The organism is Lelliottia jeotgali, from assembly GCF_977070485.1.
On sequence record NZ_CDRVFO010000021.1, the window covers coordinates 41,243 to 55,280 of the forward strand.

The window sequence follows — 14,038 nt, forward strand, 5'->3', positions numbered from 1 at the left end:
GCTGGTAGGATGTCGCCGCGCGGGGGCTTGCTCCCGCGTTGGCGTATCTGGAATTCGAGAATTTTTACAGCATTTGTCTGGGCCGCATCGGGTCTTCAGGCGGGTGCTGACGGCGCGGCGCGGATGCCGAACGCCCAACAAGGTGCAAATGACCTATGTCCAAGCGTGATTATTATGAGGTCCTGGGTGTCGAGCGCGGCGCCAGTGAAGCAGACCTGAAAAAGGCTTATCGCCGCCTGGCGATGAAGTACCACCCGGACCGTAACCCGGGCGACAAAGAGTCCGAAGACAAGTTCAAGGAGGCCAATGAGGCCTACGAAGTGCTGTCTGACGCGAGCAAGCGAGCGGCGTTCGACCAGTATGGTCACGCCGGCGTCGACCCGAGCATGGGTGGCGGTGGTGCAGGCTTCGGTGGCGCCAACTTCTCCGACATCTTTGGCGATGTGTTCAGTGACTTCTTCGGTGGTGGTCGTGGCGGTGGTCGTGGTGGTGCTGCGCGCGGCAGCGACCTGCGCTACACCCTGGAGCTGAACCTGGAAGAAGCCGTTCGCGGCACGACGGTCAGTATTCGCGTGCCGACCCTGGTCAACTGCCAGCCTTGTGACGGCAGCGGTGCGAAGAAGGGTTCGACCCCGTCGACCTGCCCGACGTGCGGCGGTATCGGCCAGGTGCGCATGCAGCAGGGCTTCTTCTCGGTGCAGCAGACCTGCCCGCGCTGCCATGGCCAGGGCAAGATCATCACCGACCCTTGCGGTTCGTGCCACGGTGAAGGCCGTGTCGAGGAATACAAGACCCTGTCGGTCAAAGTGCCGGCCGGCGTCGACACTGGCGACCGCATCCGCCTCTCCGGCGAAGGCGAGGCAGGCACCCATGGTGGCCCGACCGGCGACCTTTACGTGGTGATCAACGTGCGTGAGCACGAGATTTTCCAGCGTGACGGCAAGCACCTGTATTGCGAAGTGCCTATCAGCTATACCGATGCCGCTTTGGGTGGCGAGCTGGAAGTGCCGACCCTCGATGGTCGTGTGAAGCTGAAGATCCCTGAGGGCACGCAAACCGGTAAGCAGTTCCGCCTGCGTGGCAAAGGTGTTGCACCGGTACGTGGTGGTGGTGCGGGTGACCTGCTGTGCCGCGTTGCGGTCGAGACCCCGGTCAACCTCAGCCGTCGCCAGCGTGAACTGCTCGAAGAGCTGCGTGACTCGCTCGAAGGCGACAGCTCCCACTCGCCCAAGGCCAATGGCTGGTTCGATGGCGTGAAGCGCTTCTTCGGCGATCTCTGACAAGGAACAGGCTATGCGACGTATTGCAGTGATGGGCGCGGCAGGGCGGATGGGCAAGACCCTGATCGAAGCTGTGCAGCAAACCCAGGGTGCTGGGCTGACGGCGGCGATCGATCGCCCGGACAGCTCGCTGGTGGGGGCGGATGCCGGTGAGTTGGCGGCGCTCGGTCGTATCGGCGTGCTGCTGTCGGATGACCTGGCCAAGGTTGCCGACGATTTCGATGTGCTGATCGACTTCACTCACCCTTCGGTGACCCTGAAGAACCTGGCGTTTTGCCGCAAACATGGCAAGGCGATGATCATCGGCACCACCGGTTTCACCAGCGAGGAGAAGCAGCTGCTGGCCGAGGCGGGTAAGGACATCCCGATCGTCTTCGCCGCCAACTTCAGCGTAGGCGTCAACCTCAGCCTGAAGTTGCTGGACATGGCGGCGCGGGTGCTGGGCGATGATGTCGACATCGAGATCATCGAGGCGCATCACCGGCACAAGGTCGATGCGCCGTCAGGCACTGCGCTGCGCATGGGTGAGGTGGTTGCCAATGCCCTGGGTCGTGATCTGCAGGAAGTGGCGGTGTATGGTCGTGAGGGCCAGACGGGCGCGCGTGATCGCCAGACCATCGGCTTTGCGACTGTGCGTGCCGGCGATGTGGTCGGTGACCACACCGTGCTGTTCGCCGCTGAAGGTGAGCGCCTGGAAATCACCCACAAGGCTTCCAGCCGCATGACCTTCGCCAAGGGTGCGGTGCGTGCCGCGCTGTGGCTGGATGGGCGTGAGGCGGGCTTGTACGACATGCAGGATGTGCTGGAGCTGCGTTAAGCCGTTCCCTCGGGGTACATGTGATCCCTGTAGGAGCGGCCTTGCGTCGCGAAAGGGTCGCGCAGCGGCCCCAGGGATCTCGGCAGCGCCGCAGAAAGCTAGGGCTGCTACGCAGCCCTTTCGCGACACAAGGCCGCTCCTACGCGCGTGTTCATTGCCCAAGAAGGTCAGCCTGTCGCAATCATGTGTTTTAGAGGCACATTTACGGTAGACCAAAAAAGCACTTTTCTGTAAGCTACAGCTTTAGTGTGTCCACTAAAAGCGCGCAGCGAATTGAATTCAGCACATAGAAGCGGGGTGACGTGTCCATACGTCACTCCGCTTTTTTGCAACCTGCGATCGCCCTTTCATGCTTGATTTACGGGAGGTCTTCTTGACAAAGCCAGCCATACTCGCCCTTGCCGACGGCAGTATTTTTCGCGGTGAAGCCATCGGAGCCGACGGTCAGACCGTTGGTGAGGTGGTATTCAACACCGCTATGACCGGCTACCAGGAAATCCTTACAGACCCTTCCTACGCGCAGCAAATCGTTACTCTGACCTACCCGCACATTGGCAACACCGGTACCACTCCGGAAGACGCCGAGTCGAACCGTGTCTGGTCCGCCGGCCTGGTCATCCGTGACCTGCCGCTGCTGGCCAGCAACTGGCGTAACACCCAGTCGCTGCCTGACTACCTCAAGGCCAACAATGTCGTTGCCATCGCCGGCATCGACACCCGTCGCCTGACCCGTATCCTGCGTGAAAAGGGCGCTCAGAACGGCTGCATTCTCGCCGGTGACAACATCAGCGAAGAAGCCGCCATCGCCGCTGCCCGCGCCTTCCCGGGCCTCAAGGGCATGGACCTGGCCAAGGTCGTTTCCACCAAGGAGCGTTACGAGTGGCGCTCCAGCGTTTGGGAGCTGAAAACCGACAGCCACCCGACCCTGGAAGCTTCCGAGCTGCCGTACCACGTTGTTGCCTTCGACTACGGCGTCAAGCTGAACATCCTGCGCATGCTGGTCGCCCGTGGCTGCCGCGTGACCGTGGTGCCTGCCCAGACCCCGGCCAGCGAAGTGCTCGCGCTCAACCCTGATGGTGTGTTCCTGTCCAACGGCCCTGGTGATCCAGAGCCATGCGACTACGCGATCCAGGCGATCAAAGAGATCCTCGACACCGATATTCCGGTGTTCGGCATCTGCCTGGGCCACCAGCTGCTGGCGCTGGCCTCTGGCGCCAAGACCGTGAAAATGGGCCACGGCCACCATGGTGCCAACCACCCGGTCCAGGACCTGGACACCGGCGTGGTCATGATCACCAGCCAGAACCACGGTTTCGCCGTAGACGAAGCCACCCTGCCGGGTAACGTTCGCGCCATCCACAAGTCGCTGTTCGACGGCACCCTGCAGGGTATCGAGCGTACCGACAAGAGCGCGTTCAGCTTCCAGGGCCACCCTGAAGCGAGCCCGGGCCCGACCGACGTCGCGCCACTGTTCGATCGTTTCACCGATGCCATGGCCAAGCGCCGCTGAGCATCCTGCTTCAAGGCCCCGGGCCGGCACCCGCCGCGCCCGGAAGCGCCTGACCCAGATTGTTCAAAGCGGCTTGCCGACTGACCCCGGATTTGAGTGACCACCATGCCAAAACGTACAGACATCAAAAGCATCCTGATTCTCGGCGCTGGCCCGATCGTGATCGGCCAGGCCTGTGAATTCGACTACTCCGGCGCCCAGGCCTGTAAAGCCCTGCGTGAGGAAGGTTTCCGCGTCATCCTGGTGAACTCCAACCCAGCCACCATCATGACCGACCCGGCCATGGCCGACGCCACCTACATCGAGCCGATCAAGTGGCAGTCAGTGGCCAAGATCATCGAAAAAGAGCGCCCGGACGCCGTTTTGCCGACCATGGGTGGCCAGACCGCACTGAACTGCGCCCTGGACCTGGAGCGCCACGGCGTTCTGGAGAAGTTCGGCGTAGAGATGATCGGTGCCAACGCCGACACCATCGACAAGGCCGAAGACCGCTCGCGCTTCGACAAGGCCATGAAGGACATCGGCCTGGAGTGCCCGCGCTCCGGTATCGCCCACAGCATGGAAGAGGCCAATGCGGTCCTTGAGAAGCTTGGCTTCCCATGCATCATCCGCCCGTCGTTCACCATGGGTGGCACAGGTGGTGGTATCGCTTACAACCGTGAAGAGTTCGAAGAAATCTGCACCCGTGGTCTGGACCTGTCGCCGACCAAAGAGCTGCTGATCGACGAATCGCTGATCGGCTGGAAAGAGTACGAGATGGAAGTGGTCCGCGACAAAAAGGACAACTGCATCATCGTCTGCTCGATCGAAAACTTCGACCCGATGGGCGTGCACACCGGTGACTCGATCACCGTTGCTCCAGCGCAGACCCTGACCGACAAGGAATACCAGATCATGCGCAACGCCTCGCTGGCGGTGCTGCGTGAAATTGGCGTTGAAACCGGCGGTTCCAACGTGCAGTTCGGTATCTGCCCGAACACCGGCCGCATGGTCGTGATCGAGATGAACCCGCGTGTTTCGCGTTCCTCGGCGCTGGCTTCCAAGGCAACTGGCTTCCCGATCGCCAAGATCGCCGCCAAGCTGGCCATTGGTTACACCCTTGACGAACTGCAGAACGACATCACTGGCGGCCGTACTCCGGCGTCCTTCGAGCCGTCGATCGACTACGTCGTCACCAAGCTGCCACGCTTCGCCTTCGAGAAATTCCCGAAAGCCGACGCCCGCCTGACCACCCAGATGAAGTCCGTGGGTGAAGTCATGGCCATCGGCCGTACCTTCCAGGAATCCCTGCAGAAAGCCCTGCGCGGCCTGGAAGTCGGTGCTTGCGGTCTTGACCCTAAAGTCGACCTGGCCAGCCCGGAAGCCGCCGGCATCCTCAAGCGCGAGCTGACCGTGCCGGGTGCCGAGCGCATCTGGTACGTGGCTGACGCCATGCGTTCGGGTATGACCTGCGAAGAGATCTTCGCCCTGACCGGCATCGACATGTGGTTCCTGGTTCAGATGGAAGACCTGATCAAGGAAGAAGAGAAGGTCAAGACCCTGGCCCTGTCGGCGATCGACAAGGACTACATGCTGCGCCTCAAGCGCAAGGGCTTCTCGGACCAGCGTCTGGCCAAGCTGCTCGGCATCACCGACAAGAACCTGCGCCGTCACCGCCACAAGCTGGAAGTGTTCCCGGTGTACAAGCGCGTCGACACCTGCGCTGCCGAGTTCGCCACCGACACCGCCTACCTGTACTCCACCTACGAGGAAGAGTGCGAGGCCAACCCGTCGACCCGCGACAAGATCATGATCCTGGGTGGCGGCCCTAACCGTATCGGTCAAGGCATCGAGTTCGACTATTGCTGCGTACACGCGGCACTGGCACTGCGTGAAGACGGTTACGAGACCATCATGGTCAACTGCAACCCGGAAACCGTCTCCACCGACTACGACACCTCCGACCGCCTGTACTTCGAGCCGTTGACCCTGGAAGACGTGCTGGAAGTCTGCCGCGTCGAGAAGCCCAAGGGCGTCATCGTCCACTACGGCGGCCAGACCCCGCTGAAACTGGCTCGCGCCCTGGAAGAGGCCGGCGTACCGATCATCGGTACCAGCCCGGACGCCATCGACCGTGCCGAAGACCGTGAGCGCTTCCAGCAGATGGTTCAGCGCCTGAACCTGCTGCAGCCGCCAAACGCTACCGTGCGCAGCGAAGAAGAAGCCATCCGTGCCGCGGGCGGTATCGGTTACCCGCTGGTGGTGCGCCCTTCCTACGTACTGGGCGGCCGTGCGATGGAGATCGTCTACGAACTGGACGAGCTCAAGCGCTACCTGCGTGAAGCCGTGCAAGTGTCCAACGACAGCCCGGTACTGCTGGACCACTTCCTCAACTGCGCCATCGAGATGGACGTGGATGCGGTCTGCGACGGCACCGACGTGGTGATCGGCGCGATCATGCAGCACATCGAACAGGCCGGCGTTCACTCCGGTGACTCGGCGTGCTCGCTGCCGCCTTACTCGCTGAGCAAGGACGTGCAGGACCAGGTTCGCGACCAGGTGCGCAAGATGGCCCTGGAGCTGGGCGTGGTTGGCCTGATGAACGTGCAGCTGGCCTTGCAGGGCGACAAGATCTACGTGATCGAAGTCAACCCGCGCGCCTCGCGTACCGTGCCGTTCGTGTCCAAGTGCATCGGCACTTCCCTGGCGATGATCGCTGCCCGCGTCATGGCTGGCAAAACCCTGAAAGAGCTGGGCTTCACCCAGGAAATCATCCCGAACTTCTACAGCGTCAAGGAAGCCGTCTTCCCGTTCGCCAAGTTCCCGGGGGTTGACCCGATCCTCGGCCCTGAGATGAAATCGACCGGTGAAGTCATGGGTGTCGGTGACAGCTTCGGTGAAGCGTTCGCCAAGGCTCAGATGGGTGCCAGCGAAGTGCTGCCAACGGGCGGTACCGCGTTCATCAGCGTACGTGACGACGACAAGCCGCAAGTGGCTGGCGTTGCCCGTGACCTGATCGCCCTGGGCTTCGAAGTGGTCGCTACTGCAGGTACCGCCAAGGTCATCGAGGCGGCTGGCCTGAAAGTGCGCCGCGTGAACAAGGTGACCGAAGGCCGTCCGCACGTGGTCGACATGATCAAGAACGACGAAGTGTCGTTGATCATCAACACCACCGAAGGCCGTCAGTCGATTGCCGATTCCTATTCGATTCGTCGCAATGCGTTGCAGCACAAGATCTACTGCACCACGACCATTGCGGCTGGTGAAGCCATCTGCGAAGCGCTGAAATTCGGCCCTGAAAAGACCGTTCGTCGCTTGCAGGATCTGCATGCAGGACTTAAAGCATGAGCATTACCAAGTATCCGATGACCGTTCAGGGCGCTCGCGCCCTGGAAGAGGAACACCTGTTCCTGAGCAAGACCGAGCGCCCGCGCCTGAGTCAGGCCATTGGCGAAGCACGCGAACTGGGCGACCTCAAGGAAAATGCCGAATACCATGCCGCCCGTGAGGAGCAGGGCATGGTCGAGGCGCGTATCCGCGACATCGAAGGCCGTCTGCAGAACTCGGTAGTGATCGATGTGACCACTATCCCTCACACCGGCAAGGTGATTTTCGGCACCACTGTGGTGCTGGCCAACACTGAAACCGATGAAGAGGTGAGCTACCAGATCGTTGGTGAGGATGAAGCCGACGTGAAGCAAGGCAAGCTCTCGAGCGGCGCACCGATCGCCCGTGCCATCATCGGCAAGGAAGAAGGTGATACTGTCGTCGTCAAGACGCCAAGCGGCTCGGTCGAGTACGAGATTGTCGAAGTCAAGCACATCTGACCGGCGCCTGCGGGCGCCATCCCTTGAGGGGATCCTCTGGCAACTGGCCCAGGTTTTCTGGGTCGGTGGCCTTTGGGTGTTCCATGTTGGGCTGGTGCCCGCGCTCAAGGTCAGTGGCCTGGCACCTTTGCTGGTACAGGATATCGCCGGGCAGATTGACCGTTGGTTGATTGGCGTGGCGTTGCTCGGGCTGCTGACGCAGCTGGCAGTACTGGCGAGGGTCGATGGCCTGGCGGCCTGGTGGCGGCAATTTCGTGGCCAGATGCTGTTGCTCGGCTTTGCGGCCTGCGTGGGGTACTACACCTTGCGCTATGGCATCTCGGTCGGCGAGCGCTGGCAGATGTTCTGTTTTCTGGTTCTGGGTTTTTCCGGCATCGTGCTGGTGGCTCAACCGGTACCGGTCAGGGCGCGCCAAGCGCGCCACTGATCGGCGCCACCGTTACTTGTAGCGGTGGATGTTGGACAGCTGTTTGTTCGGCTGTGGGTTCTTGCGGTAGATCAGCGCTTTCTTGCCGATGGTCTGCACCAGCTCGGCGCGGCCGGCCTTGCACAGCTCTGCGATGGTCTCGGCGCGCTCTTCGCGATCTTCCGAGCGAATTTCGACCTTGATCAGCTCGTGGTCGACCAGTGCGCGCTCCAGTTCGGCGATCACGCCTTCATTCAAACCGTTGCCAGCAACGATCAGGACCGGTTTCAGGTCATGACCAATGGATTTGTATTGCTTCTTCTGCTCGTTATTGAGCGGCATAATCTGACCCTTTCCGTCTGATTCTGTAAAATTGACGGGCATTTTACCCGAGGGCCTGTGGCTCCGCCCAGTCAAACACGACGCATATCATCGAGGTGCCCCGTGGTACAACGTTCCAAAAGCAGCGCTAACTGGCTGCGAGAGCATTTTAACGACCCTTTTGTTAAGCAGGCGCAGAAGGATGGCTACCGCTCGCGTGCGAGCTACAAACTGCTTGAGATCCAGGAGAAAGACCGCCTGATCCGCCCAGGCATGAGCGTGATCGACCTGGGCGCGGCGCCGGGTGGCTGGTCGCAAGTGACCAGTCGTCTGATTGGTGGCCAGGGCCGTCTGATCGCTTCGGACATCCTGGAAATGGACTCGATCCCGGACGTTACCTTTATTCAGGGCGACTTCACCCAGGATGAGGTCTTGCAGCAGATCCTCGATGCGGTCGGTGATTCGCACGTAGACCTTGTGATTTCCGACATGGCCCCCAATATGAGTGGTACGCCTGAGGTGGACATGCCGCGCGCCATGTTCCTCTGTGAGTTGGCCCTGGACCTGGCAACCCGTGTGCTCAAGCCCGGCGGTGATTTTCTGATCAAGATTTTCCAGGGCGAAGGCTTTGACATGTACCTGAAGGATGTGCGCACCAAGTTCGACAAGGTGCAGATGCGCAAGCCGTCCTCTTCGCGGGATCGCTCGCGTGAACAGTACCTGTTGGGTAAGGGTTTCAAGGGCGCTTGAATGGCCTGCTGCGGGGTGGTCGATAGTTAATTCCAATCGGCTGCCCCGTCTGGATTGTCCGAACTTCGTGTAGTCTAGATTTCACAAAGGGTTACAGACGGTGCCTGCGGTTGCGTAGGTAATGTAGTAAGTTAGGGCGATGAATATCATGCGAGGCACGGCTGCGTCGTGCGCCGGCCTCAGAGGGTAGCGAATTGAACGACATGGCAAAGAATCTGATCCTGTGGTTGATCATCGCAGCTGTCCTGGTGACAGTGATGAACAACTTCTCCAGCCCTAACGAGCCGCAGACCCTCAACTACTCCGACTTCATCCAGCAGGTCAAGGATGGCAAGGTCGAGCGTGTGACCGTCGACGGCTACATCATTACCGGCAAGCGCGCCGACGGCGACAGCTTCAAGACCGTTCGCCCGGCCATTACCGATAACGGCCTGATCGGCGACCTGGTCGACAATAACGTGGTCGTCGAAGGCAAGCAGCCTGAGCAGCAGAGCATCTGGACTCAGCTGCTGGTGGCGAGCTTCCCGATCCTGGTGATCATTGCCGTGTTCATGTTCTTCATGCGCCAGATGCAGGGCGGTGCAGGCGGCAAGGGCGGGCCGATGAGTTTTGGCAAGAGCAAGGCGCGCCTGCTGTCCGAAGACCAGGTCAAGACCACTTTGGCTGACGTTGCAGGGTGCGACGAGGCCAAGGAAGAAGTCGGCGAGCTGGTCGAGTTTCTGCGCGACCCGGGCAAGTTCCAGCGCTTGGGTGGCCGCATCCCGCGTGGTGTGCTGATGGTTGGCCCGCCGGGTACCGGTAAGACCTTGCTGGCCAAGGCCATTGCCGGCGAAGCCAAGGTGCCTTTCTTCACCATTTCCGGTTCGGACTTCGTCGAGATGTTCGTCGGTGTGGGTGCCAGCCGTGTGCGTGACATGTTCGAGCAGGCCAAAAAGCACGCCCCGTGCATTATCTTCATCGACGAGATCGACGCCGTTGGTCGCCATCGTGGCGCCGGTATGGGCGGCGGTCACGACGAGCGTGAGCAGACCCTCAACCAGTTGCTGGTCGAGATGGACGGCTTTGAAATGAACGATGGCATCATCGTCATCGCTGCCACCAACCGTCCGGACGTACTGGACCCGGCCCTGCTGCGTCCTGGCCGCTTCGACCGCCAGGTGGTGGTCGGCCTGCCAGACATCCGTGGTCGTGAGCAGATCCTCAAAGTACACATGCGCAAGGTTCCGATCGGCGAGAACGTCAACCCGGCAGTCATTGCCCGTGGTACTCCAGGCTTCTCCGGTGCTGACCTTGCCAACCTGGTCAACGAAGCCTCGCTGTTCGCTGCGCGCTCGAACAAGCGCCTGGTCGAGATGAAAGAGTTCGAACTGGCCAAAGACAAGATCATGATGGGCGCCGAGCGCAAGACCATGGTCATGTCCGAGAAGGAAAAACAGAACACCGCTTACCACGAGGCCGGTCACGCCATCGTTGGTCGCCTGGTGCCTGAGCATGACCCGGTTTACAAGGTCTCGATCATCCCGCGCGGTCGCGCCCTGGGTGTGACCATGTTCCTGCCCGAGGAAGACCGTTACAGCCTGTCCAAGCGTGCACTGATCAGCCAGATCTGCTCGCTGTACGGTGGCCGTATCGCCGAAGAAATGACCTTGGGCTTCGACGGTGTTACCACCGGTGCCTCGAACGACATCATGCGTGCCAGCCAGATTGCCCGGAACATGGTCACCAAGTGGGGCCTGTCCGAGAAGCTCGGCCCGTTGATGTATGCCGAAGAAGAGGGCGAGGTTTTCCTCGGCCGCAGCGCCGGCAGCCAGCACGCCAGTGTTTCTGGCGAAACGGCCAAGCTGATCGACTCGGAAGTGCGCAGCATCATTGACCAGTGCTATGCCACTGCCAAACAGCTGCTGACCGACAACCGCGACAAGCTCGATGCCATGGCCGAAGCGCTGATGAAGTACGAGACCATCGACGCCGACCAGATCGACGACATCATGTCCGGTCGTACGCCTCGCGAGCCGCGTGACTGGGATGACGACAAGACTTCGGGCACGCCTGCTGCCCAGAATGATCGCCCTGAATCGCCGATCGGCGGCCCAGCGGCTCAACACTAAGGGCATCTATGAGCTCTAAGCTGTACCCGACCCGGTTGCCTTGCGGCAACCGGGTTCTTGATTTGTCCCGTACCCATGTCATGGGTATCCTCAACATCACCCCCGATTCTTTCTCTGATGGCGGGCGCTTCAGTCAGCGCGACGAGGCTCTGCGTCATGCAGAAGCCATGGTTGCGGCGGGCGCAACGCTGATCGACATCGGCGGCGAGTCGACTCGCCCGGGCGCCCGTGCGGTCTCGGTGACCGAGGAGCTCGAGCGTGTGGCGCCGATGGTCGAAGCGATCAATAGTCGCCTTGATGTGGTCATTTCGGTCGATACCTCCACGCCTGCCGTCATGCGTGAGTCGGCTCGCCTCGGTGCTGGCCTGATCAACGACGTGCGTGCGCTGGAGCGCGATGGCGCCCTCGATGCCGCTGCAGATACCGGGCTGCCGGTGTGCCTGATGCACATGCGCGGTGAGCCGGGGAACATGCAGGACGACCCGCATTACGAGGATGTGACCGCCGATGTAACGCGCTATCTTGAACAGCGGATGGCGGCTTGCGCAGCAGCGGGTATCGGTGCCGAACGCATCATCCTCGACCCGGGTTTCGGGTTCGCCAAGACACTGGCGCATAACCTGAGCCTGTTCAAGCATATGGAAGCACTTTACAGTCTCGGGCGCCCGTTGCTGGTGGGTGTTTCACGCAAGAGCATGATCGGCCTGACGCTGGATCGTCCGGTTGGTGAGCGGCTGTACGGCAGCCTGGCGCTGGCGGCTTTGGCCATGACCAAGGGTGCCAGCATTCTGCGCGTCCATGATGTGGCCGAGACCGCCGATGTGGTACGCATGATTGCTGCGGTACAGAACGCCGAATAAGAACATTGGAGTCCCTATGAGCAGAAAATACTTTGGTACCGACGGCATCCGTGGCCGCGTCGGCGAATACCCGATCACCCCTGACTTCATGCTGAAGCTGGGCTGGGCGGCGGGCATGGCCTTCCGCAAGCAGGGTAACTGCCGCGTGTTGGTGGGCAAGGACACGCGCATTTCCGGTTACATGTTCGAGTCCGCGCTCGAGGCGGGCCTTTCTGCTGCGGGTGCTGATGTCTTGCTGCTCGGGCCGATGCCTACTCCGGCCATCGCCTACCTGACCCGTACCTTCCATGCTGAAGCGGGTATCGTCATCAGTGCTTCGCACAACCCGCACGATGACAACGGTATCAAATTCTTCTCAGGCCAGGGCACCAAGCTGCCCGACGAAATCGAGCTGATGATCGAGGAGCTTCTTGACCAGCCGATGACGGTGGTCGACTCGAGCAAGCTGGGCAAGGTTTCGCGCATCAACGATGCCGCTGGCCGCTACATCGAGTTTTGCAAGAGCAGTGTGCCGACCAGCACCGGCTTCGAAGGCCTCAAGCTGGTGGTCGACTGCGCCCATGGCGCCACCTACAAAGTCGCGCCGAGCGTGTTCCGTGAGCTGGGTGCCGAAGTGACGGTGCTGCATGCGCAGCCTGATGGCCTGAACATCAACGAAAACTGCGGCTCGACCCACATCGAGTCGCTGCAGGCGGCAGTGCTGGTCGGTCACGCCGACTTGGGCATTGCCTTCGACGGTGATGGTGACCGGGTGTTGATGGTCGACCATACCGGCGCGATCGTCGATGGTGACGAGCTGCTGTTCATCATCGCCCGGGACCTGCACGAGCGGGGCAAGCTGCAGGGCGGGGTGGTCGGTACGCTGATGAGTAACCTGGGTCTGGAGCTTGCGCTCAAGGACCTGGATATTCCTTTTGTACGGGCCAAGGTTGGCGACCGTTACGTCATGGCCGAGCTGCTGGAACGCGGCTGGCTGGTGGGGGGTGAAAATTCCGGGCATGTCGTGTGCTGCAATCACACCACCACCGGTGATGCGATCATTGCCGCACTGCAGGTCCTGCTGGCCCTCAGACGTCGCGGTGAGACCCTGGCGCAGGCTCGCCAGGCCTTGCGCAAGTGCCCGCAGGTGTTGATCAATGTGCGTTTCGGCGCCAGCAAGGTCGACCCGCTGGAGCATCCGGCCGTCAAGGAAGCCAGTGCCAGGGTTACTGAAGACATGGCGGGGCGTGGGCGTGTGCTGTTGCGCAAGTCGGGCACCGAGCCATTGGTGCGGGTGATGGTTGAAGGTGACGACGAAAACCAGGTGCGCACGCATGCCGAAGCCCTGGCCAAACTGGTCGCTGAAGTTTGTGTCTGAATTGGGCTTGCCAGCGCAGATCTGGTTGGGTAAGATCTGCGCCCACTTTGACCGACGAGGTAAAGCATGCGTCGCCCCATGGTAGCTGGTAACTGGAAGATGCACGGTACCCGCGCCAGCGTCGCTGAGCTGACTCAGGGCTTGGGCAATATGCTCATTCCCGAAGGTATCGAAGTCGCGGTTTTTCCTCCGGCCCTGTTCATCAATGAAGTCATTGATGGTCTCAAAGGCAAAGGAATCACCGTTGGAGCACAGAATTCTGCAGTACAGCCCGAGCAGGGTGCGCTGACTGGTGAAGTTGCACCGAGTCAGTTGGCTGAAGTGGGTTGCAAGTTTGTGTTGATTGGTCACTCGGAGCGTCGCCAGGTTATCGGTGAAAGTGAAGAAGTGCTTAATCGCAAGTTTGCAGCTGCTCAGAAAAGTGGTTTGACGCCGGTGCTCTGCATAGGGGAAACTCTGGAGGAGCGCGAAGCGGGCAAGACGCTTGAAGTTGTAGGGCGTCAACTAAGCAGTGTTATCGACGCGTTCGGTATTGCCGCTTTTGCCAATGCAGTAATTGCCTATGAGCCTGTATGGGCCATCGGTACAGGTTTGACGGCCTCGCCGCAGCAAGCTCAGGATGTGCATGCAGCCATCCGTAAGCAGTTGGCAGCGAAGGACGCCGAAGTTGCGCAGAATGTGCAGCTTCTCTACGGCGGTAGCGTGAAGGCGGCCAATGCGGCCGAACTGTTCGGCATGCCGGATATTGATGGGGGGCTCATTGGTGGAGCATCCCTGAACGCAGACGAATTCGGTGCAATTTGTCGCGCCGCAGGAAACTGAA

The 14,038-nt window shown here is 60.8% G+C and carries 12 protein-coding genes; 11 read left to right on the forward strand and 1 reads right to left on the reverse strand.

Features of this window, described 5'->3' with window-relative positions:
* Window positions 1–155 precede the first annotated feature (155 nt).
* From dnaJ to ACW4TB_RS23970, 6 genes are all read left to right on the forward strand, one after another.
* Complete coding sequence (gene dnaJ, locus ACW4TB_RS23945) at window positions 156–1,280, forward strand: molecular chaperone DnaJ (protein ID WP_012312640.1); 1,125 nt, start codon at window positions 156–158, stop codon at window positions 1,278–1,280.
* Window positions 1,281–1,293: 13 nt separating this feature from the next.
* Entirely contained in the window at window positions 1,294–2,097 is an 804-nt protein-coding gene (gene dapB, locus ACW4TB_RS23950; RefSeq protein ID WP_012312641.1) for a 4-hydroxy-tetrahydrodipicolinate reductase, read from the forward strand.
* Between the two features lie 373 nt (window positions 2,098–2,470).
* Window positions 2,471–3,607 carry a glutamine-hydrolyzing carbamoyl-phosphate synthase small subunit gene (gene carA / locus ACW4TB_RS23955; RefSeq protein ID WP_039602472.1) on the forward strand — a complete coding sequence of 379 codons (1,137 nt, stop codon included), beginning with the start codon at window positions 2,471–2,473 and terminating at the stop codon, window positions 3,605–3,607.
* A 105-nt stretch (window positions 3,608–3,712) separates the two neighbouring features.
* Complete coding sequence (gene carB / locus ACW4TB_RS23960) at window positions 3,713–6,934, forward strand: carbamoyl-phosphate synthase large subunit (protein WP_012312643.1); 3,222 nt, start codon at window positions 3,713–3,715, stop codon at window positions 6,932–6,934.
* A gap of 2 nt (window positions 6,935–6,936) precedes the next feature.
* A complete protein-coding gene (gene greA, locus ACW4TB_RS23965; RefSeq protein ID WP_039602474.1) occupies window positions 6,937–7,413 on the forward strand; it encodes a transcription elongation factor GreA in 477 nt (158 codons plus the stop codon).
* Window positions 7,391–7,840 carry a hypothetical protein gene (locus tag ACW4TB_RS23970; protein WP_012312645.1) on the forward strand — a complete coding sequence of 150 codons (450 nt, stop codon included), beginning with the start codon at window positions 7,391–7,393 and terminating at the stop codon, window positions 7,838–7,840. Before greA ends, ACW4TB_RS23970 begins: the two co-directional genes overlap by 23 nt.
* 12 nt (window positions 7,841–7,852) lie before the next feature.
* Here the strand turns inward: ACW4TB_RS23970 and yhbY are convergent, their stop codons facing one another.
* Window positions 7,853–8,161, reverse strand: a complete 309-nt coding sequence (gene yhbY / locus ACW4TB_RS23975; RefSeq protein ID WP_003249945.1) for a ribosome assembly RNA-binding protein YhbY — start codon at window positions 8,159–8,161, stop codon at window positions 7,853–7,855.
* A gap of 102 nt (window positions 8,162–8,263) precedes the next feature.
* On the opposite strand from yhbY, the gene rlmE reads away from it, so the two are divergent.
* The 5 genes from rlmE to tpiA all read left to right on the forward strand — a co-directional run bounded on the left by rlmE (window position 8,264) and on the right by tpiA (window position 14,037).
* Window positions 8,264–8,890 (forward strand): 23S rRNA (uridine(2552)-2'-O)-methyltransferase RlmE, encoded by a 627-nt coding sequence (rlmE, locus tag ACW4TB_RS23980; RefSeq protein ID WP_012312646.1) that lies wholly within the window; start codon window positions 8,264–8,266, stop codon window positions 8,888–8,890.
* A 194-nt stretch (window positions 8,891–9,084) separates the two neighbouring features.
* Complete coding sequence (gene ftsH, locus ACW4TB_RS23985; protein WP_455843093.1) at window positions 9,085–10,998, forward strand: ATP-dependent zinc metalloprotease FtsH; 1,914 nt, start codon at window positions 9,085–9,087, stop codon at window positions 10,996–10,998.
* Between the two features lie 8 nt (window positions 10,999–11,006).
* Window positions 11,007–11,858 (forward strand): dihydropteroate synthase, encoded by an 852-nt coding sequence (gene folP, locus ACW4TB_RS23990; protein WP_046788151.1) that lies wholly within the window; start codon window positions 11,007–11,009, stop codon window positions 11,856–11,858.
* Between the two features lie 16 nt (window positions 11,859–11,874).
* Window positions 11,875–13,215 (forward strand): phosphoglucosamine mutase, encoded by a 1,341-nt coding sequence (gene glmM / locus ACW4TB_RS23995; RefSeq protein WP_012312649.1) that lies wholly within the window; start codon window positions 11,875–11,877, stop codon window positions 13,213–13,215.
* Window positions 13,216–13,281: 66 nt separating this feature from the next.
* Window positions 13,282–14,037: a triose-phosphate isomerase gene (gene tpiA, locus ACW4TB_RS24000; RefSeq protein WP_012312650.1), complete on the forward strand. Its 756-nt coding sequence runs from the start codon at window positions 13,282–13,284 to the stop codon at window positions 14,035–14,037.
* Window position 14,038 lies beyond the last annotated feature (1 nt).

Excerpts from the sequence above, each read along its gene's own strand:
- dnaJ (WP_012312640.1), top strand. The coding sequence starts at position 156 with ATGTCCAAGCGTGATTATTATGAGGTCCTGGGTGTCGAGCGCGGCGCC.
- dapB (WP_012312641.1), top strand. The coding sequence starts at position 1,294 with ATGCGACGTATTGCAGTGATGGGCGCGGCAGGGCGGATGGGCAAGACC.
- carB (WP_012312643.1), top strand. The coding sequence starts at position 3,713 with ATGCCAAAACGTACAGACATCAAAAGCATCCTGATTCTCGGCGCTGGC.
- yhbY (WP_003249945.1), bottom strand. The coding sequence starts at position 8,161 with ATGCCGCTCAATAACGAGCAGAAGAAGCAATACAAATCCATTGGTCAT.
- folP (WP_046788151.1), top strand. The coding sequence starts at position 11,007 with ATGAGCTCTAAGCTGTACCCGACCCGGTTGCCTTGCGGCAACCGGGTT.
- glmM (WP_012312649.1), top strand. The coding sequence starts at position 11,875 with ATGAGCAGAAAATACTTTGGTACCGACGGCATCCGTGGCCGCGTCGGC.
- tpiA (WP_012312650.1), top strand. The coding sequence starts at position 13,282 with ATGCGTCGCCCCATGGTAGCTGGTAACTGGAAGATGCACGGTACCCGC.